This is a genomic window from Endozoicomonas gorgoniicola, assembly GCF_025562715.2.
Taxonomy (GTDB): Bacteria; Pseudomonadota; Gammaproteobacteria; order Pseudomonadales; family Endozoicomonadaceae; genus Endozoicomonas_A; species Endozoicomonas_A gorgoniicola.
Window position 1 is genome coordinate 1,691,265 of sequence record NZ_JAPFCC010000001.1, and the last position, 22,533, is coordinate 1,713,797.

At 49.4% G+C, this 22,533-nt stretch carries 14 protein-coding genes; 4 read left to right on the forward strand and 10 right to left on the reverse strand.

All coding sequences use genetic code 11. The annotated features are described in order from the left end of the window. Positions 1-88: 88 nt before the first annotated feature. From NX722_RS07655 to gloB, 9 genes are all read right to left on the reverse strand, one after another. Positions 89-2,479: a hypothetical protein gene (locus NX722_RS07655; RefSeq protein ID WP_262567476.1), complete on the reverse strand. Its 2,391-nt coding sequence runs from the start codon at positions 2,477-2,479 to the stop codon at positions 89-91. A gap of 86 nt (positions 2,480-2,565) precedes the next feature. After that, a complete protein-coding gene (locus NX722_RS07660) occupies positions 2,566-4,227 on the reverse strand; it encodes a hypothetical protein (RefSeq protein ID WP_262567477.1) in 1,662 nt (553 codons plus the stop codon). Between the two features lie 34 nt (positions 4,228-4,261). Continuing rightward, the gene (locus NX722_RS07665; RefSeq protein ID WP_262567478.1) at positions 4,262-5,935 is read right to left on the reverse strand and encodes a hypothetical protein; all 1,674 of its coding nucleotides are present in this window, start codon (positions 5,933-5,935) and stop codon (positions 4,262-4,264) included. A gap of 76 nt (positions 5,936-6,011) precedes the next feature. Next, complete coding sequence (locus tag NX722_RS07670) at positions 6,012-7,832, reverse strand: hypothetical protein (RefSeq protein ID WP_262567479.1); 1,821 nt, start codon at positions 7,830-7,832, stop codon at positions 6,012-6,014. Positions 7,833-8,109: 277 nt separating this feature from the next. Beyond that, entirely contained in the window at positions 8,110-9,924 is a 1,815-nt protein-coding gene (locus NX722_RS07675) for an extracellular solute-binding protein (protein ID WP_262567480.1), read from the reverse strand. Further along, positions 9,917-11,779, reverse strand: a complete 1,863-nt coding sequence (locus tag NX722_RS07680; RefSeq protein WP_262567481.1) for an extracellular solute-binding protein — start codon at positions 11,777-11,779, stop codon at positions 9,917-9,919. The genes NX722_RS07675 and NX722_RS07680 overlap by 8 nt, the downstream gene beginning before the upstream one ends. Next, positions 11,776-13,698 carry an extracellular solute-binding protein gene (locus NX722_RS07685; protein WP_262567482.1) on the reverse strand — a complete coding sequence of 641 codons (1,923 nt, stop codon included), beginning with the start codon at positions 13,696-13,698 and terminating at the stop codon, positions 11,776-11,778. The genes NX722_RS07680 and NX722_RS07685 overlap by 4 nt, the downstream gene beginning before the upstream one ends. Before the next feature lie 59 nt (positions 13,699-13,757). Then, positions 13,758-15,362, reverse strand: a complete 1,605-nt coding sequence (locus NX722_RS07690; protein ID WP_262567483.1) for a lytic transglycosylase — start codon at positions 15,360-15,362, stop codon at positions 13,758-13,760. Positions 15,363-15,435: 73 nt separating this feature from the next. Beyond that, positions 15,436-16,233 (reverse strand): hydroxyacylglutathione hydrolase, encoded by a 798-nt coding sequence (gene gloB, locus NX722_RS07695; protein ID WP_262567484.1) that lies wholly within the window; start codon positions 16,231-16,233, stop codon positions 15,436-15,438. Positions 16,234-16,472: 239 nt separating this feature from the next. Between gloB and NX722_RS07700 the strand changes: the two genes are divergently transcribed. Further along, complete coding sequence (locus NX722_RS07700; protein ID WP_262567485.1) at positions 16,473-17,303, forward strand: class I SAM-dependent methyltransferase; 831 nt, start codon at positions 16,473-16,475, stop codon at positions 17,301-17,303. 8 nt (positions 17,304-17,311) lie between these two features. Here the strand turns inward: NX722_RS07700 and NX722_RS07705 are convergent, their stop codons facing one another. Continuing rightward, positions 17,312-18,022 (reverse strand): RING finger domain-containing protein, encoded by a 711-nt coding sequence (locus tag NX722_RS07705; RefSeq protein WP_262567486.1) that lies wholly within the window; start codon positions 18,020-18,022, stop codon positions 17,312-17,314. 300 nt (positions 18,023-18,322) lie between these two features. Here NX722_RS07705 and rnhA point away from each other — a divergent pair, with 300 nt between their 5' ends. The 3 genes from rnhA to dnaQ all read left to right on the forward strand — a co-directional run bounded on the left by rnhA (position 18,323) and on the right by dnaQ (position 22,263). Then, complete coding sequence (rnhA, locus tag NX722_RS07710) at positions 18,323-18,775, forward strand: ribonuclease HI (RefSeq protein ID WP_262567487.1); 453 nt, start codon at positions 18,323-18,325, stop codon at positions 18,773-18,775. A 109-nt stretch (positions 18,776-18,884) separates the two neighbouring features. Beyond that, a complete protein-coding gene (locus NX722_RS07715) occupies positions 18,885-21,440 on the forward strand; it encodes a hypothetical protein (protein ID WP_262567488.1) in 2,556 nt (851 codons plus the stop codon). 130 nt (positions 21,441-21,570) lie between these two features. Continuing rightward, the gene (gene dnaQ, locus NX722_RS07720; RefSeq protein ID WP_262567489.1) at positions 21,571-22,263 is read left to right on the forward strand and encodes a DNA polymerase III subunit epsilon; all 693 of its coding nucleotides are present in this window, start codon (positions 21,571-21,573) and stop codon (positions 22,261-22,263) included. The last annotated feature ends 270 nt before the right edge of the window (positions 22,264-22,533 follow it).

Consider the following 22,533-nt stretch of genomic DNA (forward strand, 5'->3'; position numbering starts at 1 on the left):
AGAAAGTCCTGACTTGGCAGCATTCAGGCATTACATCGGCTTCTTGCAGTGAATCTTGTGATGCGCAGGAATAAGGGTTATTGCGAAATTATTGGAGAGGGAAATGTTCATTCCGAAGTTGGAGAGGGACATGTTCATCACCGACTTTACTGGCTCGCTTTAGCCACAATGGGGAAGTGGCTAACACAATAATAATGCCTGCAAAGACAGTCGCTCCTATACCTATTCCTGCTTTCTGACCCGTTCCTAAACCACTTTTTTGGTCCTGGTATTGTTTGTCGCTGGATGAATTCAGGTGGATTATCTGAGAAACCGTTGATGAAATAATCGTAAGGTTGCCGGTTTGTTGTGGTGTTGAAGAAGGTGGTAGCAGCACCGGAGTTACGGTTTTCTGGACTGAGTACTCTGTACTTTTCCGGATACTCGTTCGAAGTGACGGGCTATTAATGGCGACCAGTGTAGAGGATGGGCCAACACTGTTTTTGAGCGTTGGTGTGCCAGGAAGCACTGTCGTCGCTTCAGACTCAGACAATTTTAATGGTGAAGCGAGCCTGAGTGTGGTGTGGGAGAGTGTGGTGTGGGAAGGTGTAGCCTGACTTGAACGGAAAGACTCGAACTGTTTTGTCAGCGAAGAGGTTGGTGCAGGCAATGAGAACGGTCTGGTACTGGTGGACTCAGGCATTGTCTGATGAAGCGTTGAAGAAAACTCCGTTGTTACCGGCACAGATGAAGTGCCAGGTTCAGGCGTTATCTGAAGTGTTGATGACGACTCCGGTGTAGACGACTCCGGTATAGACGACACAGGCGATGAGGTGAGTGCAGGTGTCGTCGGGAGAGTCGGTGTCCAGCCAGACGGGCAGTGGGTGCCATCAGAAAATACGATACCGCCCTGAATATTCCCCTGGTCAAGGTTGCCACAGGGAAAGTCTGCAGACGGTAAGTATTCGTTGTTCTGATCTCCGGCCAGTGTGACAGGGTAAGTCTGTAGTTGATTGAGCTCAATAGGGGCCGATGTACCAAGAAGCCGGTTCGACGTAAGCTGAAGTACCAGTTTGGCGTTTAATGCCAAAGCGACCCGAACGTTGTTGATCTGATTATCAGCCAGACTGAATGAGGCGGTTACGGAGGATAATGCGGCCCTGTTGGTGTCGGTAATGCCGGTCAGCATGATGCCGTATAAACTGTTGCTGGAATCGGTAGTATTGAGTTGAGTGGTATCGAGCTGGTTGTTATTAATGGTTCCTCTGGCATTTGAGGACAGTTTAATGTTGACCGCCATGTTGCCGTCGGTTAAAAAATGGTTCTGTTGCAACGATAGCGCCTGGACTGGCTCTGGGCTGGATGACGCGTCATGAAAATCAATGTTAACCCGTAGCGCTGGCTCCATTGTTTTCTCTACACCTGAAACCTGACAGGCATAAAAACGATTGTCATGGATGCCCGCCAGTGTTTTTTCAGCGAGTCGATCTGAGACGATCTCTCCCTGAGCTGTTCCCTCCTCGCTGGCTTTGATAGAAATATCAATCACGGGCTTTTCATACTGGAAAAACTGGTTGTTAAAGATGTCAATGATGTTGCTGTTGGTATTGACTGGCAAGACCATAGGGTTGAACCGGGCTTTTATCACTTCAAAGTGGACTTCTTGTGGATTGAGTGTTTTTTTGTGGGTTTTTTTTGACCAGGTTCCACAGATCTTTGTAAAAGTTTTTATCTGATTGGAGTGGCCAATATTCGTCAGCCCGGTGATGGTATTTCCAGCCCCTTCGAGAGTGATCAGACTGTCCCGGGTATGATTAAAAGAGGCCGATTCTCCCCGACACTTTGCGGTTGCCGTGATACGTCTTTGAAGATTCACATAGTAACCGTCGGCGAATTGTGAATGGTTGCCATCCAGCGGTATACCGACCAGCTTCTGTCCGGACTCAAGGTTAATGGTATTCCTGATCCAGAATGTGTCTTCCCAGTTTGCCGGTAAAGCGTCCCCTGGCGTTTTTTCTGCTTCCCAGTCACAGGTTTTCTGCGGGTCTTTGCGATGCGGTCTGATGCCTTTTCCAAACAATAAGAAGGCGGTGTTGTATTTTTCCTCCCAATGCTTGTCTGCATTGAACCGTTTGATTTGTTCATCAAGGTTGCCTCCCCCGGGTACGCTGATGACACACCGGGAAATGGTTTCATTCGGATTGTTTCTGGCCAGAGTTTCCAGTACTTCAACCGCTGCTGATTTCATGTGAACGGTTAAAGCGATATCCCCCGTGAGGGGGGGATTCTGGCCGCACAGTCGATTTAACGCATCATCAGGGGTTTCGGTTGAGTGGAGAGTCGTCACTCTGTCTGTTGGGCCGGTGGAAATCCCTTTTATTGTTGTCGTGGATGACATAGTGGAAGGTGTAGAGGGAAACGCCATGGAAAGGGATGGCACTGTACAGACAGTTAACATTGCCGTAATCACTATGGAATGCAGGTTGATTGATTGAATCATAAAAAAACTCTCAGGCCGCCTGTCAGAAATGGTTTTTATGGTGCGTCGCAGTTACTGGATAAAGCCAACAGTTACAGTCATCCGCCTCAATGATAATCGGGCAGTCGTGTCGTGGATGGTGTGGGGTCGTTGCCTGTGTCAGGACACGAAGTGCCATCCTGGAAGGTAATGCTGCCTGTTACAGCCTCACTATCGAGATTCTGGCAGGGATGCTGAACGCCTTTTTGATAGGTGTTATGGCTGTCACCGGACAGGGCTACGGGGTAAAGTTTCCATTCGCCACGCTCAATAGCCCGTTGTAACCCCAGCAAGTCATTGGAGTTCAGGGCTAGACGGAGGCTGCCATTGAGCAAAAGAGCGGTTCGGAAGCCTGATACCGTGTTGTCTTCAAGACGAAATGTGCGAGCAGGCGTGCCATCATGAGTTCCTCCGGTCAGGGCTACGCCGTACAAACTATCGCCAATAGCCTGCAGGTGGTTGCCTGTCAGTGTTGCATCAGCATGAGTCGAAAGCGTTATGTCAGCAGCGCTGTTCTTGTGAGTAATAATCAGGTTGTTCTGCAAATCCAGGGTATGGACCTTTCCTGGTTCTGGTGCATAGTCCACATAAGTAAAATCAGCAACAAACGCAGGCGCCAGAGGCTCTTTTCCGGCGACTGAGCGACAGGAATAAATGTGGTTGCCTTTGGTGCGCACAAAAGTCTGGTCAAAAAGCCAGTCGGACTGAATAGCTGCCGTTTCACCGTCTGATTTTTTCAGCGCAATGCTGATGGCGGGCTGTTGGATTTGAAACAGCTCATTATTGGAAATATCAATCATTGCTGTGCTGGTTGGGGTATGTAAAGAGGTCGGATCAATCTCTACCCGAATGATTTGCTGGTGTGCTTCCTGAGCGGTGACATCCCGAACTTTCTCTTTGAAGTACCCGCCACAGGTTTCGTAAACAGACAGGCTGTCATTGACGCCAAAGGCGTTGGTGATACCTGTAACAAAAATACCTTTGCCCTTCAGCGTGATAAAACTGTCTTTGGTAATTTTCATGCTCTTGTAGCGATAATTAAAGCAATTAATCTTGGTTGTGATCTTGCGTTTGATGCTGACATAGTAGCCTTCCGCCAGCCTTGAATGGCTGACATCAACGGGTACTCCGATGAGTTTTTGCCCCGGCTCAAGAACAATGGAGTGTTTAATGTTAAAGCTGTCCTGCCATGTAGCGGGAGGGGGGAGGACGGGCGGATTGTCTGATCCTGCAAACACAGGCTTTACCGTCGGGCAGGACTCGGGCTGCATAGGGTCAACCGGTGTTTTGACTCCTTTGCCGAGCAGCAGAAAAATGGTGTGAGTCTTGTTGTATGACGAAGTTTTGGTGTTGTAGGTTTTGATTTGCTCATCTACATTGCCACCTTCCGGTGTCAGCACAACACAGCGTTCAATTTTTTTCTCTTCGGGGTGTTTCTTTATAAAACGATCCAGCAACGTAGCCGCCGCTTTTGCCATGGAATAATCGATGTGTAAATTACCATGGGCTATTACGTGGCTACACTGCCTCTGCAGTGTTTGATTGGGTAACTCCAGTTCATCATCAACGCAGTCCGGCTTTACGGGCTGGCTGGTGGTCGGGGGTTCGGGCTGAGTCTTAGTCTCAAACATGCCCGGAGTAACCGGTGCTGCCGAAACGGAAGAACCAGCCATTAACAGGCAAAAATACAGCCAAAGACGTTTTTTTTGAAAGGGATATGAAAGGTTCATACATTACCTGTGCCTGATAGAATGTGGCCCATTATTATTTTGAAGGTGATGAGGTAGCAGGCGATGTTGACGCCTCTGTCGGAGAAGTAGCCGGAATGTAGTCTGCCGGGCAGGGAATGCCATCAGCCAATGTCAGACCACCTATGATCCAGCTGCTCTCAAGCGTTGCGCAGGCTTTCAACCCCATGTACAGATTCTGTTCATCGCCGGACAATTCAACAGGAAAGCCCCGCTGTTCCCCCACTCGTTTCAGGGCGTAATCCGTTCCCAGCAACTGGTTTGAGTTCAGCTTCAGCTTCATCGCTCCCTCAAATGCAATGGCGGATTTAAACCCTTTCATCTGGTTGTTGTTAAACAGAAAGGAAGGGGCGTCCTTTGCACTGTCTTTTTCGGTGGTAATTCCCGCGATGGTTATCCCTGCCGAGTCTTCAGCGGATGGATTGGTCACAATGCGGTTATTAGCAATAACAGAGCGGGAGCCCGGAGAGACATTCAGGCTAACAGCCGATTTATAGCGGGTATCAAACTGGTTTTCTTCCAGTTCAAGGACATGACTTATTTCAGGGTCAGGGGCGGCATCGTGATAACGGAGGTCGATATTGAGGGCTACCTCATTGCTGCTTTTACGCTCCCGGGTAAAACAGGAATAAATGTGGTTTTTGTGGAGACGGACGAAGGTTCTGCCCTGAATCCACTGAGAAAACAGCCCATGTCCGACCAGAGTGATATCAATGGCGCTGTTTTCATACTGGTAGAATTCATTATTGGAAATATCCACCATTCGTGAGCCATTCGGTAGATTAAACGACATGACATCAAGTTCAATGTTGAGCAGTGTCGTGTACATCTGGTCCGTATAAATTCTTGGGTAGTGTGTTCGGTAAGAACAGCGCTTGGTGTAGCCCCGACTGTCGTTAATCCCGTCAACATTGGTGATGCCGGAAACAACGGAGCCGGGCTGGCGAATAGTGATCAAATGGTCACGGGTATAGCTGACAGAACCGAGGTTGCTAAAATGACAGCCGTAACTGGCCTGAAGCTTCCGCTTAATGTTCGCATGGTAACCACTGGCTAATGCGGCAGTGCGTGTATCGAGTGGTATGCCAATCAGCTTTTGTCCCAGTTCAAGCTCTATAGGCTCTTCTATGAGGAAGCTGTTTTGCCAGGTTGAAGGCAGTTGTGATGGAAGCTCTTTGTTACTGTCATCAACGCCTGCAACAATGGGTACCAGGGATTCACAGGGGGCGGCATCGTTAATGGATGACATTTTTATTCCCCTGGCGAGCAATAGAAAAGCCGTATGCTGTTTCTGACTGTTCGATTTGTTTTCGTTATAGCGTTTAATCTCAGCATCCAGCTCGTTCCCATCCGGCACTTTTACCACGCAATGCTCTATGGGGTTGTTGGGATGCTCTGCTTTAAACTGCTCAAGCCCCGCAGCGATGCTGCTTATAAGAACATCATCCAGAGGTGTGTTTTTGGGGTATTCAACATCGTGGTTACAGAGCGTGCTTAATTGCTCCATAACCTGTGAGGGTTTTGCCGTTGTTGATAGCGTCGTTGATAGCGTCGTGCTGGACAGGGTGCTGTTTAGCAGGGTCGCGGAAGTTGTTGAGTTAACGGGTGTCGCTGTAGCTGATTGAAAGCCCATCCACACATGGCAGAACAATATCAGGGGCGTTGCAGAATAAAAATTTGTTTTGCTCACGGACAACCTCATTATTCAATGTATACGCTGAACGAATCCCTGCATGCAGGAAAAACAGGAGGCAGGCTCTGGCTGATCAGGGTGAGGTTCCTGGAGGGGAGTCGTCACCCGGAGAGTCGTCACCTGGAGAGTCGCCATCTGGAGAGTAGCTAGCCGGGCAGGGCGTCCCGTCGGAAAAAAGAAAGCCGCCTTCAATGGTCGATAAATCAAGACCTGCACAGGGCGATGTCACGCTGCCTGAATAGGTGTTTTTTTGATTACCGGATAACTGAATGGGGTCAGTTAGCTGACCGGGGGCTCGGGCGATGGCACTTTTCTTTCCGGTCAGGCGGTTTGAGTTGAGTGTCAGGCTAAGGGTGCCATCCAGTAATAAGCCATCCTGAAAGCCTGTAATCGAATTATCTTCAAGCGTAAATTCAGGTCTGGGTCTCGCTGTGTCTTTCAGATGGTTGGTGCCGGTAAGGCTGATACCCCGGGAGTCACTGAGGGACTGTGCGGAGGTGGTGAGCTTATTCTTTTTAATGACCGAGCTGGTGTTGGGCGTTGCTACGAACCGGACAGCCGTATCGCCTTTGGTCATCAACTGGTTGTCGGTGAGTTCCAGTGCATGGACTAAGCCGGGGTTTTGTGCGTTGTCGTTGTAGTATGTATTGATGTTCAGAACCGGCTCTACTCTTGCCATGCTGACCCCGTCAATGTCTGCATGGCAAGAGTAGAGCCGGTTGTTGCTGATACGAACAAAGGTCATGTTGTCCATTCGGTTTGAATCAATGGTGTCACTGCCTTGTTTGAACGAGATATGGATCGCAGATTCCTGAGCCTGAAAGAGTTCGTTATCGCTAATGTCATAGAGATGAGCGTCATCAGGAGACAGTGACCTGGGATCTATTTCTGCCTTGATCAAATTCTGATACCCCATATAAGAAGGCTTCTGTCTTGTATATGATTTAAGAAAATATCGGTACGGTTCGTAGGTTTCGCACTTGCCAGTAAAGGTAGCCTTCTGGTTTATATCAAGGGCATTAGTCACCCCGGATACAACAACACCCGGTTGAGACAGCCTGATCAAACTATTTTTTTCAACCAAAAAATCGTCTAACCCTTCGCTATCAGGCTTACAACGGATTTTTGCGGAAATAAGACGCCTGAGGTTGACATAAAAGCCCTCAGCCAGAGTGTCATTGTTAATATTGAGTGGGATTCCAATCAGCTTCTGACCTGCTGCCAGGGTAATGGACTCTGTTACCTGATAGGAATTCTCCCAGTTATCCTGAACAGCGGACAGCTGCGAAGTCGTATCTCCGGCAAAACGATAGGGTCTTAAATGGCAGGATTCTGCCGGGTTTTTATCAGATATTCTGATGCCTTTGCCCAGTAGTAAAAAGGCGGTGTTGTACACTGCGCTTTGCAGCTTGCCCTCATTAAACGACAAAATGGCTTCATCAACAGGGTGACCGTCAGGTGTTTTGATGATGCATCGTGATATCTTGTCAGCAGGGTGTTTTTTTTGGTACTGCTCCAGTGCCGAGCTAATAGAAGCCAAAATGGTGTCGTTTAGATTAAGACCGCCATAATCAACCTCACCACCACAGAAACGGGATACATCGTTTTGTGTGGTTGGCTGTGTTACTGGTTGTGTTGTTGCGGATGCAACAGTGGCAGGGGCAGCGGTTGAAGAAATATTTTGCGATGGCTCGTTGAATGAAGAGTGTGAGGGAGCTGCATTGCCTGCACCCGGATACAGATGCATGAGTAACAAGGCTGGCAGAAAAAGAGCAAGACAGGATTTCAGACCCAGGTGTTTTTTAGCTGTTATTTTCTGGTTTTGGTCTGCCCGGGTCCAACTGGCAACCCTGAACGAATAGTGTTTCAGTAAGACATTTATGACCTGCTTCACCCGATACCTCACATCATGATAACGATTTAGGTTGAGTAGGACGCATACCGTTATGTAAATAGTAACGATTATTAATTAGATTAAAGTTAATAGTACAAGGTTGTGTCTGGTGCAAGAAAACAACCACAAGAACAGCGGAGCAAGCCGATAATAACTCTGGTTTATTTATGAACTTATTAAGAATCCGAATTACTTTTTATCTGATACCAGCCAGATCAAAAAACAAGATGACCTGGCTGAACTGAGTCGGCAACGCTTCCTACCGTTAAATTACTGATTAATTAACAGCCTTTTTCTGAGCCTCATCAAGCCACCAGGTGCTGATATCCAGCGCGTAGGGCGGTGTCTGCTGCGGGTGCTTCAGGTAGGCCCGGTGTACGAGAGGCCAGTCGGGCTGGTACCACAATGGCATGCTGTAATGTTCCCACAGCAGTATCCGGTCCAGCGCATGCAGCAGAGACAGAAGCTGTTGACGGCTGGTGGCTGTCGGTATACGCCCGACAATATCATCCACCGCCGGGTTCTTTATACCGGCAAGATTGCGGCTGCCATGCAGGTCGGCAACAGCTGAACTGAAATGATCTTTTTGTTCGGTTCCGGGTGAAGGTGTGTGCCGGAACACGTTTGTGACCATATCAAAGTCAAGATTACGAATCCGTTCTATGTACTGTGCCCTGTCTACTGTACGTATAGACAGTTCTACCCCCAATGCTTTTAAGCTTCTTCGATAATCCAGGGTATAACGTTCATTCTCCGGGTTGGTAAGGAGCAGCGTCAGCGTCAGGGGCTTGCCTTTGCTGTTTACCTGCTGGTTATCCTTGATACGCCAGCCTGCCTCTTTCAGCAGTTCCAGTGCTTTGGCTCGTTGAGATCGTTCATTGTTATCGTTATGACCGGGCGGAATATAGATCTGTGTAAATAATGGTTTGGGTAGCTGGTTGCGCCAGGGTTCCAGCCATTTGAGTTCCTCTGGAGAGGGCAGGCCTTTTGCACCCAGGTCGGTGCCGGAGAAATAGCTGTCTGCCCGGCGAAGCAAGTCATGGAAATAGTTTCGATTGAGTCGGTCAAAATCCATTGCTGAGCCCAAGGCTTCCCTGACCCGGCGATCTTTCAGGAATGCCTTGCGGGTGTTGTAAGTCAGCATGACAGTCTGGGGGTTACTGTTAGGCAGGGTTTCAGTCACCAGTCCTGTTTTTTTCAAAAGCGTCTGACTTTTACGGGAAAACAGTTTTTGCCAGTGCTTTGGGTCGGATACCATTAACCAGTCGTATTCACCGGCCAGCAAAGCCTGTAGGGCAACGCTGGTATCCAGAAAGTAGATGTAGTGAAGCTGGTCAAAATTAAACCGTCCCCGGCAGACGGGCAGGTCTTTTGCCCAGTAATTCGGATCACGCTGATAGGTAATAGTACGGCCCGGTTGTATTTCACTGACTTTATAAGGGCCACTGGTGACTGGGATTGTCAATCCGGGAGAGCTGAAATCACGGTCTTTCCAGTAGTGTTTGGGAACTATTGGCATCTGTCCGAGATTAGTCACCAGCTCGCGGTTTTTATTGTGTTTGAACTTGAATAGTGCTCTGTCTGGTGAGGTCACGGTCACCTTGTCGACATCCACATAAAAGTTACGATAGAAGGTGGAACCTTTTTCCCTCAGCAGGTCAAATGAAAACTTGATATCTTCAGCCGTTACCGGTTTGCCATCATTGAATCGTGCTTTGGGATTGACGTAGAAAGCTACCCAGTAGTTATCCGGGTCCCGTTCAATTTTTTCTGCGATCAGCCCGTATTTGGTGAGCGGTTCATCCCATGAACGAGCCAGCAGTGAGTCGTATTGCAAATCGGCTCCTGCTGCTGCCACCCCCCGGTCGACATAAGGGTTGAGACTGTCAAAGTGGCCGAGTGCCGATTGCCGGAGTGTTCCGCCCTTGGGGGCGTTGGGATTAACGTAGTTAAAGTGGCTGAAACCTTCCGGGTAGGCGGGTTTGCCAAACAAACTGACGGCGTGTTCAAGAGGAGCCGCTGAAGTGGTAGCACAGAGAGCAGTCAGAGTGAACAGAAGGAGTAGTGTCGGTATTGCAGGGTGATTAGTCATTTTGCGGCTTCTCCCACCATGTGGTGAAATCCAGGTAACCGTTTAATGCAGTTCCGGAGGGATAGCCTAGTCTACTTCTGTGCGCAACGCGCCATTGTCCGGCCTGCAGTTGTGGAATAACGTAGTATTCCCATAACAGAATACGATCAAGGGCTCGTGTGACGGTTATCAGTTCTTCCAGTGTTTTGGCGGTGCGAACATAAGGCAGTATGGCATCAACGACCGGGTTGCTGACATTGGCGACATTCTGTGACCCCTGTTCATTGGCATACTGGCTGTGCCAGTACTGCTGCAGCTCATTACCGGGTGTTGTTCCGTGACTTATGGTGCGTAACAACATATCGTAATCCTTATTTCTTACCCGCTGGATATACTGGGCAAGATCAACCGTTTTCACCCGCATCTCTATCCCCAGCTGTTCCAGGTTTCGCTGAAAAGGCAGTACGATACGTTCCTGCTCAGGTGTGGTGAGCAGCAGCTCAAAGCTCAGCACCTGACCGTTTTCCCTGTTGACGCGCTGCTGCTTTTTCACGACCCAGCCAGACTGCTGCAGGAGGGAATGTGCCAGTTGCAGCTTTGCCCGGATATTTCCGTCGCCTGATGTTTTAACGGGTTGCCACTGCTGTGTGAACAGTTCAACAGGGAGCTTGTGCCGAAAAGGTTGGAGCAGTTTAAGTTCCCCGGAGTTTGGAGCTGAACGCTGCCCGAACTCTGAGTTCGCAAACAGGCTGTGGGGTTGCTGGTAGTTGCTATACATCAGTGTCCGGTTCGTCCACTGGAAATCATAGCCCTGGCTGACGGCCTGACGAACCCGTCTGTCTTTGAAGACAGCACTTGAAGTATTGAATACAAATGCCTGAATCTGATTGGTTTTTCTGGGTAAAAGGGTCTGGATGATTTTGCCGCTTTCAACGGCTTTGCCGGTGTAACCGTGGCTCCAGTTTTTAGCGATGGTTTCCAGCCGTATATCATAACCGCCGGCAAGGAATGCCTGTAGGGAAACCGTGGCGTTACGAAAATAGTCGTACTGGATCTGGCGAAAATTATTATGCCCCACTCTGACCGGATGATTTTTTGCCCAGTAGTTTTCCACCTCCCTGAGAATGACTTGTTTTCCCGGTTCATAGCTTTTGATGGTGTAAGCCCCTGAGCTTAATGGCAGGGTGAAATCAGCCCGGCTGAAGTCGTAACGTTCCCGGTCATGGGAGGGCAGAATGGGCAGTTGGGCAATCTGGAAGGGCAGCAGGCGGTTCTCTTCATGGCTGGCATTCAGGTAAAAGATAATCTGCTGTGCCGATTCCACTTTAACCGATTCCACATTGTCCAGTGCTGAGCGGTAGATGGGGGCATCCTTGCTGTTGAACTGATCGAATGTGAATTTGACATCTGCCGCTGTAATGGGCTTGCCATCAGCGAACCGTGCTTTGGGGTTGAGGTAGAACCTGACCCAGCGGTTGCTGGCGGGGTACTCAACGGCTTCAGCAATCAGCCCATAAAGGGTGTAAGGTTCATCCCTGCTCCGTACCATCAGACTGTCATAAAGATGTCCACTGAGACTGGCAGGCACACCTTTCGTGGTAAAGGCATTGAATGTATCGAACGTTCCCTGCGCCCCGAGTCGAAGCGTACCACTGTCGGGTGCATTCGGGTTGATGTAATTAAAATGCTTAAAGTCCGCCGGATAGAAGGGTTGACCATACAGTGCGCGGGCATGGCTTCTGGTAATCTGCCCGTCAGGGGCTGGGGAGTCCGCAGCATGAGACTGAGAAGCAGTCAATAACACAGTCAATAACACAGTCAGTAACGAGCCCCCGGCTAACAGCCAGTGGGCAATTCGGTTGAAGGGGCGACTCACAGCTTTTTTTTCCTTTTTGTCAATGAGTCCGGGTCATACCACCAACTGCTCAGCCGAAAACCGAACTGGTTCGGGGTAGCCGGTGGTACCAGGTGTTTCCAGTGTGCCACGCGGATAACGCTGTTGTGCCAGGTGGGAATCGTGTAATGCTGCCAGAGCAGAACCCGGTCAAGTGCGCTGATATGGGTGCGGATCTGGTCAGGATCGTCGCTGGTGGCAATGGTTTCTATCAGTTTATCGACAGCCGGGTCCTGAATACCAGCCATATTATGGCTGCCTTCGCGGTCTGCGCTTTCAGAGTGGAAATAGTCGTAGAGCCGCTCATCCGGAAACGCCATCAGGGGAACGGATGTCAGAATCATATCGAACTGGTGTTGCTTGATACGGCGCTGGTACTGGCTCATATCAATGGGCTTGAAGTCCATTTGAATGCCCACCGTCGACAGGTTTTTAGCAAAGGGCATAATAAAGCGCTCGATGACCCTGGAATAATGCAGGAACTCAAACCGGAAGGGTTCACCTTTGTCGTTTACCAGCTGGTTGTTTTGGTATTTCCAGCCAGCCTGTTTCAGAAGGGGCAATGCCATCCGGCGTTCTCTGTCTACGGAGCCGTTACCTTTTGGCTCAGTGTGTGCAAATGCCTTATAAAACAAGTCACTGGGAAGGTTTTTTGAGAAAGGTTCGAGAATTTTTGTCTCGGCGGGTGTAATGACTCCAGCGGATTCAGAACCCGCAGCCGGAAAGAAGCTGCGGTTCCTGACGTAGGCACTGTGAAAGAGAATCCGGTTGGTCCATTTCCAGTCGAACAGCATGCTGATGGCTTGCCGGGTTTTTCGGTTCCTGAACAAAGGGTTTCGCTGGTTGAAGGCATAGAAGAGCCTGTGACCCGGTAAAGTGTAAGGCACTTCACGTTTAATGATCTCGCCGGAATGGAAGGCTGGCAGGTCGTAGCCTTTTGCCCAGTTCTTGGCTTCTGTTTCAATAAAGGCGTCGGCGTCTTTTGAGCGGAAAGACTCAAAGGCAACCCGCCGGTCCCGGAAAAAATTCAGGGTGACTCTGTCAAAGTTATAAAAGCCACGGCTGACGGGAAGGTCTTTGCCCCAGTAATCGTTTACCCGTTCAAAAGTGACTGAGGTGCCGGGCTTAACTTTTGTGATTCGGTAGGGGCCACTGAGCAGGGGCGGCTCCAGTGTTGTCTGTGAGAAATTATGTTTTTCCCAGTAGTGTTTGGGCAACACGGGCAGTTCAGCGATATGCAGGGGCAGGGTTCTGGATACCGGGGGCTTCAGGGTATAACGCACATGGTGTGGCGTGGGGGCTTCCAGCTTGTCTACCTGTTCCAGCAACATCTGGTATTGAGGCGCGCCGTGTTCTTTTAACAATTTGAAGGTGTACAGAACATCGTCGCTGGTGATCGGCTGCCGGTCATGGAAACGGGCTTCAGGGCGCAGCCTGAACTCAAGGGTTTGTCTGTCTCTGGACAGGGCAACGGAGTGGGCGATCAGGCCGTAGAGTGTCCCCAGTTCTTCCCGGGCGGGCGCATAGGCATTCATTCCAACCATCAACGGCTCATTCAGCTCCAGCGCACCATATCGAAAGACATTCGGCGCAGCAGAGGGTGTTGAGCCCTTGATGATGTATGGGTTCAGGCTGTCAAAGCTGCCATGGATAGCAAAGTTTACATGGCCGCCTTTAGGGGCGTCAGGATTGACGGATTTGAACCAGGGAAAGTCCTTTGAATAGAAGGGTTTGTCGCCAAGGCTGAGAGCGTGTTGCCAGTCCGGCTCCTGAGAAGTAACAGAATTCTGAGCCTGAATGAACAGAGGTGCAAAGGCCAGTAGCAGAACCAGGGAAAACGAACAGCCTTTATTGTTCTTTCTAAAAATGTTCTTTCTATAAATGTTCTGTTTATAAAACAAGGGAGGAATCCGCAGAACCAGTCAAAATAGTTATAGCACTGATTCTGCGAACAAACAGCTTAATCGTAAGCGCGGGTAACGTCCACATAGAGGGTCAGAAGCTGACCGGGGTGGATGTATTTGCTTTCAAAGCTGTTCCAGTTTTCAATCTGCTGTACCTGAACATTAAAGCGGTCAGCAATACGGGACAGGGAGTCACCGGAACGAACGGTATAGTTCACCTTGCGGATAATGCTGTCACTGTTGCCGGAGCCTTTGCTCCATACGGCCAGTTTCTGACCAACCCGCAGAGTGTCCCGTGGCGCCATATTGTTCCAGCGGGCCAGCTCGTTGATGCCGACTTTGAACTGGCGGGAGATGGTCCAGAAGCTGTCACCGGATTTAACGGTATAGCTGACCTTGTAGCGACCGGATACACTGCTGTTCTGCTGAGCCTTACGACGCTGGCTGGCAGTCAGAGTGTAGTTTTCCTTGCCGTTGGCAGGTACCGGAATCAACAGGCTCTGACCAATGCGTATCATGTCGCCATTCATCTTGTTGACTTCACGGATCAGTTGGCTGCGGGTATCGTAGCGTCTGGCGATGGTACTGAGGCTGTCACCGGACTTAACGGTGTAGCGTTTCCAGCGCAGTCGGTCTTCTGTGGGTAATTTGGCCAGTTTTTTCCGGAACGGCTCCGCTTTGGCCAGCGGCACCAACAGATGGTTCGGACCTTCTGGCGGAGTAGACCAGCGGTTCAGGCCGGGGTTCAGGCGATAGAGTTCGTTCAGAGGAACTCCGGACAGTTCTGCGGCTTTTGCCATATCGAGTTGTCCACCGGTTTTCACCCTGGCGAAATAAGGCTTGTTGGGGACAGGTTTCAGGCTGATGCCGTATTTTTCAGGATTGCGGACAATCTTGCCCAGTGCAATCAGCTTGGGAACGTAGGCTGTGGTCTCCCTGGGGAGTCCCAGATGCCAGAATGTGGTTGGCTTGCCTTTTTTGCGGTTTTTGTCAATTGCTCGCTGTACCCGGCCCGGACCAGAGTTAAAGGCAGCCAGTGCCAGCTCCCAGTCGCCAAATGATTTATGCAGGCGAGCCATGTAATCCAGTGCAGCACGGGTAGCGGCAACCACATCACGACGACCGTCGTACCACCAGTTCTGCTCAAGACCATAGTCAGCACCTGTCGCGGGCATAAACTGCCACAGTCCGGACGCGCCGGCATGGGAGTAGGCAAAAGGGTCATAAGCACTTTCCACCACAGGCATCAGAGCCAGTTCCAGCGGCATACCACGTTCTTCTGCTTCTTTGATGATGAAATAGAGGTAAGGTGCTGAACGGTCAGCTACACGGTTAAAGTAACCCTGATTTTTGGCATACCAGCGTAACTCGGTCATCACCCAGGGGTGATTATTGTCCAGTTCCAGGGCCAGCCCCCGGCGAATGCGTTCCCACAGATCCTGTGGTCGCTTATCTACCACGCGTTTTACGGTGGGAACTTTGGTTTTTTTGGCTCTGGCAGCGGGTTGATGAACCGCTTTTTTCTGCACCACCGGAGTACTGCCTGTCTCCATTTTATTAACGCTCTGGCAGCCGGTTAATACGAGCATCATGGCAGCAGTGCCTGCCAGTCTGGCGATCGATTTTTTTTCCGGCCTGGAATCTGTCTGATTAACAGGCATATTTTTGTTGCAGCTCGATTGCGATAGAGACATAAATCAGGTTCTGAAATCCGGGTAGTTCATCATTGTACCATTACTGGAAATTATCCTTCCATTCACGGATTACCCTTAGTACTTCGGGTTCGGGTATTTTCTGGTCAGGTGCATTAACGTTCAGTCGGTTTCCTGCACAGAGAATAACGGTGTTATCGCTGGTTCTCAGGAAAGGGTTAATGCGTTTTTCCAGTCCAATAGAAGTCGGTATCGTCGGGATGTCCTGACGCCTGAGCTGTTCAACACGGACGATATAATCGGCAATATCCTGATTATCGGGCTCTACTGCAATAGCAAACTTGAGGTTGCTGGCTGTGTATTCATGAGCACAGAACACCCGGGTAGAATCAGGTAGCTGTCTGAACTTGTGAAGTGAATCGTACATTTGCTGCGGCGTTCCTTCAAAAAGTCGCCCGCATCCGCCTGAAAACAGTGTGTCGCCACAAAACAGGGTAAACTGCTGCGGACTGAAGTAGGCAATGTGATCGAGAGTGTGGCCGGGAACGCTGAGTACCTGAAACGGGTGACCGAGTACATCGGCAGCGTCACCGTCCTTCAAAATATCAGTAAGAAAACGGATTGAAGAGTTGGCTGGTCCATAGATTCTGGCGTCGAAGTGCTGCAGCAGTTCAGGAATACCGCCAGTATGGTCGGCGTGATGATGCGTGACAAGAATGCCGGCAAGGTTCAGGTTTCTGGCTTCAAGGGTTTCCATTACAGGGCTGGCGTCACCGGGATCAACCACGAAGCAGTCATTATTCCCGGCGGCAGTAATGAGCCAGATATAATTGTCTGAAAATGCTTTTATGGCTTCTATCTGAAGTGGAGAATCTGTCATTTACAACCATGCTTTATGTTTGTCAGAAAATTGCAATTTTACTCTTGACCATGACCGGGAGCATTTATTTTTTACCAAAAAAATGTAATTTTTCATCACCGTGGACGACGGAAATCGCATTTTTCGCTCAGGGCTGTTTGCTGTAATAATGTAAATTTTGTGATCTGGTCGATATGATGGTCTCAGGATGCATTAGTGGTAATGGATCACTTCTCTGTATGGATAATGGATAATGCCTGATGCTTAGGTTTAAACGTGCAGAAAAAACAAGCTTTATTGAACGGTTACTGGCACTGCATCGTTGGCTGCAAAGTGGTGAAGGGGATTATCTGCTCAAGGCGGAAAGACGACAACTTGAACAGGAACTCCACTATATCTTCGGGTATCATGCCTGCCAGATGACCATAGCGCCCGGCGCAGGCCTGCTCAATACCAGTCAGGTCAGTCATATCAGCCTGTTGAATCCTTCCATGGCATTAACCCGGGTTCTGGACAATGTCAGCTGTCGTGATTGTGACAGCCTTGTAATTACTGACCCGTTTCATTGGCCTGTAAGCCCCGGAACTCTGGATCTGGTGTTATTGCATCATGTGGTGGAGTTTTCCGAACGGCCACACCGGCTGCTCAGTGAAGCGGCACGCACCATTATTCCCGGTGGAAAACTGCTGGTTATCGGTTTCAACCCCAAAAGCCTGCTCAACTACTGGCGCTGGGTTTCACCAAAACATCGTCAGCTGTTTCAGGGTTCACACCTTATCAGCCCCGGGCGAATGCGGGACTGGCTGACTCTGCTGGGTTTCAATGTAGAGAAAATCAACTACGGTGCTTATATGCACCCACTGGACCGGCACTCCAAAGGGTTGACCCGGGAGCTGGTTGAACAGCGCTGCCGACAGTGGAACCTGTCTATGGGTGGGTTTTATATGATGGTAGCGACTCAGGAAACGCCTGGTATGACGCCGGTTCGTCCGGCCTGGGCAGAAGTGAAACGTCGTTTTGCCAGTAACCCGATTGCCGGTACCAGCTCCTGTGTTGGTGGGAGTGCAGGTAGAGAACGCAGTAGAGAATAACAGCTGCATCAGCCGTTGTTTTCCGGTAAATTCGGAACAGCGCCTTGCCTGTTACCCAGTAGTCTGTGTATTGCCTCGGCAGCTGAAAAGCCAAGGCCAAAACCGAACATACTGCTGGCAGTCGTTTGTGATAAAGCAATCAAAGGGCGATCCGGTATCGCCTGTCTCTGATGTGCCACATCCAAAAGAGCCCCCATGCCAGCATACCCCGTAGCCAGTCTGGACAGGAGCTCAACATGCGGAAGAACTCTGATAACGGGCAAATGATTAAGCCTGAGCACTCCTCCCACAATGGAACCTGCAGTAGCAGCATTAAACACGGTAGTTAAGGTATCAGTATCTTCTTCTGACATACCTGAAGCCATCATCAACGACCAGGCAGACCCTCCAAAAAGGACAATATTCACCAAGGGGTCCCTCAAGGCGGTCTCCAGGCTATCAAAGATACTAAGACCAGCATTGGTAGCTGCGTCGATTATTCTTTGATAAAAGCTTCTATTTTCTACTCTGTTGCTCACGCCTGCAGCAAACTCATCCGATACTCTTTGTCGGCATATAGGACACGTCTGATGTCGTCCATTGTCAAACCACAGAGCAAGGCAGGACCTTCCGAAGACATGCGTTTCGAAGCAAGGTAGAGTAATTTTCTCATGCGCCAACCCCTCCACGACTTCGTTATTAAAAGGTTCTTGACAAATTACACATACATCATCACTCATAAATCAGTACTCCTGTATGCAGGTGACAAAGCACAAACCTGACTTTTCGAGTGCATACTCTGGAAGTAAACAGAGCAAGTCTAGTATATGGTTTCAATAAGCGTGATAAGGCTGATCAGAAGACCCTGAGGTTGCCGTTGAGAGTAAAACTGAAAAACATGTTCAAGAATCATTGCCTTGGGCGATTCATTTGGTGAAGATAGGCTCGTGGTTTGCGTCCTGAGAAGTCGGAAGCCCCCACGTTGGTGTGGAGAGCAGTCACTGCTGGTCATATTCTGTTAATTAATCTGGAGAGATAGTTTGAGTAAGCTCGTTGAGCTGTTTACCGATGGAGCCTGTAAGGGTAATCCCGGTCCGGGTGGCTGGGGAGTGGTATTGCGCTATGGCAGTGCAGAAAAAGGCTTATACGGTGGTGAAGACAATACCACGAATAACCGTATGGAATTAATGGCAGCCATTGTGGGTCTGGAAACCCTGACCCGTCCCTGCAAAGTGCGTATTACCACCGACTCGATTTATGTCCGGGATGGTATTACCAAATGGATAGATGGCTGGAAACGCAAGAACTGGAAAACCGCTGCGGGCAAGCCGGTAAAAAATCAGGATCTGTGGCAGCGGCTTGATGCCCAGAATCAGCGCCACGACGTAGACTGGCAGTGGGTTAAAGGGCATGCCGGTCACCGTGAAAACGAAATGGCCGATGAGCTGGCGTGTCGTGGTGCTGAGGAAATAAAGAATCAGACGGGTTCCTGAACGAGGGTTATTGAGGAGTTTCAGAATTGTGATGATGAACGATATAGTTATTGAAGGCTGTTGAGACTCGCTCATTACACGATAGTTCATTAAACAATGGAAACTCCTTATGGATATCGACCCTAAAGGTCAGCCGACCCCACCTCAGCCACAATCCGATACTACCGATACTACCGAACCTGCATCCACGGCTAAAGAAACGGCTACAAGCCTGAACCGGCAGCTTGAAAAGACATCGGAAACAACGGTTTCAACAAGCCTTTCCCCGTCAGACCCCGACCGTCCGGACTCCCCTGCCATAGAGGCTCGACTGGTTGCAGTTTATCCATCCACTTCCGGGATACCACAAGAGACTGTCGTGCAATTCATGGATTTTATTCGTGAACAGGCGAAGCGCTGTTTAAGACCCGATGTAGATGCGCTGATGAATCGCCTGTTTGAGTGGTTTAAGCCTGAGCTTTCGATCCACGATGATCTTACCGATTCGGCGATAGACAGTTTTATTCAGCAGAGCCCGGAACACGCCAGGGCTCTGCTCTTTCTGGCAACCACGATATTGCCTGATGATGAGGAAAAAGCCCTCCGGCTGGTGACGAGAGTGGCTGAGTCTGCTCCTGAAGCGGTCAGCGAATTACTGTTTCGCTGGCAGACCATACAGGGGGTGGTTAATGCTGGCAGTGATGAAAATGTCGATGTGCTTCGCATTTTTGATGACAGCATGAAGCTTGCAGCTCTGGATGATGATATGGGTGTCTGGTTGTTGCATCTGATAAGACAGGGTTTCGTAAAAGGCATGGAATATTCGGTAAACCCAATCCAGCTGACGGATAGTGACGGACAATACATTCTGATCTACAGAATGTGCCGGGGGCCTTATCTGGATGAAAAAAACTCGACAATTGAAGAAAAAGCCAGAGACTGCATATTGCTGATGATGTGTGACCCGCTTTCTTTCGGGTTACTGGACCTGCTTCCGAAACTGAAAGAGCCTACACCTGAACTTATTCAGATAACCAGAAATATAAGTAGCGACCGTGATGATGAGTTTCGGTACCTCCTGCTGCCCTGGTTTATAACGAAGTGCAGCAGCCTTTTTTCTGCCGATTCTGGTTATGACACTTCCTTCCCTTCCTTTGTCAGCCGTCTGGGAGGAGATTGTACCGCCACTGATCTGATTAAACCCTTATGGGGGGTCTATGAGGCTGTAGTGGTTGATATTATAAAATCCATCGTCAGGCGCGGCAACATTCATGAGGCCACAACAGAAATCAGGGAGCATGCCAAAGTCAAGCCGAAAAACGTTTCCGACAGAATTCATGAGCTTCGGACCCGTAGAAAAATAGCGGCTGAGATAAAGCGCATTAATGAAGAAGAAACGAATTACGATGAACAGTGGTTAGAAAAGATCAAAGTGTTAAAGAAGACGCTGACTGAGCTGCTTGCTTCTGAAACATCTTTTTCACCCTATTATCAGGGATTGCTGTGGTACTACAAAGGCCTCATGCATAAGATACAGCTTTTTTCCGATATTTTCCCCGGAGATCAGGCAACCGAGTGTTACCTGGAAGCCGCCAGCCGGTCAACAGGCGATTTTTATATGCTCTTTCATTTTGTTGCTGACGCTTATTGTGCAAGGGGTAACTATGCTGCAGCCGCTGAAGCAGCCTCCCATTTGGTTGAGTTTTTTCGTACTTTTCCACCGAACGAAGCTCTGGACATCGCAGAAGCGTCCCTGCGCGCCTATCAGGCTAAAAGTGAAGAGATAAAAAATTTAGAGACCCTGTCTTTACTTCCCCCTGAGGTGACAGCCAGACTTAACGCTCAGGGGGTTGACCCTGACTGGCTGCCGGAAGGGCAGTTGAAACCGACAAAGGAGCCGGTGAAAACAAAAAAGAAAACCAGAAAAAAATCTCATAAAACTCATCGAAGTAAACAGACTGTCCCTACTGCTACCACTCCTGTTAAGACAACTAAAGAACCGTCAAGCCTTGCAGAAATATCCACTCCTTCCACTGCGGAAGTGGCTGCAACACCACAATCATCCCCACGTCCGTCGTCTGAATCCCGTAAACAGGCAGAAGAAAGCGCTGTCAGGGCACCAGGACGCCTGACTGCATTGCTGCCCCAATACTGGCCTGATGAAATTCATAGAGAGATGAAGAATATTGCAATGTCTCTCTATGATCCTTTTGAAGAGCTGGAGATACTGGAAAAACTGCAAATTAAGTACGATAAACAGGCTGGGATTGAGCGAATTTATGAAGAGTCTGCATGGTCGTTGATCCGGATACAGAAACAACCTGATACAGCTTGCGTCTACACCGGGCATGATATCTATGCCAGAGCATCACTGGAGATAATGGATGAAGCTGAGAGTTTTTTAAACCGGGCGTTATGCAGGAAGCTGGGAGTTGGTTTATCAGAACTTCCGAAAGAGCCTGCCGCCTGTACGATACTGGCTGATCAGCGTGCCAGTCTTTTTGATAATGAGAAAGACCGAACCAGTTATCTGACCGGGTTCAGCTGCATTATGCAGTCACTTGGGCATGTTCGTTATCAGAGGGAAGAATTCGTCAGTCGGGGAGGGCGTCATGCCGTTCAGTCATTAACCCGGGCTTCCTATGGGCAGAAAATTTCGATTCGATCCAGAGGGAATCCTACATAGATGCCGGGTCAGGAAGTGGTTTTCCCGCCATCCTCAGAAATCCTGAGACAAACACTGACGAATTCTATGGCGTTGGTTGATATAATCAGAACACTTATATTCAGGGAGCTATCGCTCACAGGACTTTATCGTGGCAGCAAGACAGATTGTTATGGATACGGAAACCACGGGTATTGATCCCAAAAGTGGTCACCGGATCGTTGAAATCGGTTGTGTCGAAATGATCGACCGTAAACTGACGGGCAATACTTTCCATGTTTACATCAACCCTGAAAGAGAGATGGATGCGGAAGTTATTGCCGTACACGGTATCACCAATGAGTTTGTAAAAGACAAACCCTTGTTCAATGAAGTGGCGGATGACTTTTTGGCCTTCATCAAAGACTCAGAGATGATCGCCCATAACGCCACCTTTGACGTTAACTTCCTCAACCATGAATTCAAACGGCTCAGGCGGGGTCTGGGCAAGGTTGAAGACTACTGCACTATTACTGACAGTCTGGAACTGGCGCGCAAAAAACACCCGGGGCAGAAGAACAACCTGGATGCCCTGTGCAAACGTTATTTTATTGATAACTCTTCCCGGGTATTTCATGGGGCATTGCTTGACTCCGAGATTCTTGCGGAAGTCTATCTTGCCATGACCGGCGGACAGACATCGCTGTTGCTGGGAGGAATCGGTGGTGAAGACGTCGATGGGTCGACCATTCGCCGTCTGCCGGAAGGACGACCTCTGACCCGGGTGATCAGACCAACGGCTGATGAGATGCAGCTGCACCGGGAGAAACAGGAAAAAATTGGTCAGGACACCTCTTTGCTATAACTGCCCCTTTCTGCTCTGCTCCCGTACTCATTGCAACCTGGTACGGGATGCTTCCTCTGCTCAGGATAATCACCATTAAACCAATCAGGCCCACTTCGGCGAGATGCAGCGACAGGGAAATAACCAGTCTACATTCTCCGGCTGCCACGCACTGCAAACATACCAGCAAGCCTCCCTGGGTAGTACTAGTCTGTTAGAGCTGCATCCTGATAGTTCTGAATACTCAATAACCCCACCCTTTGAACAAGGGAATATTCATTCTTTCTGATT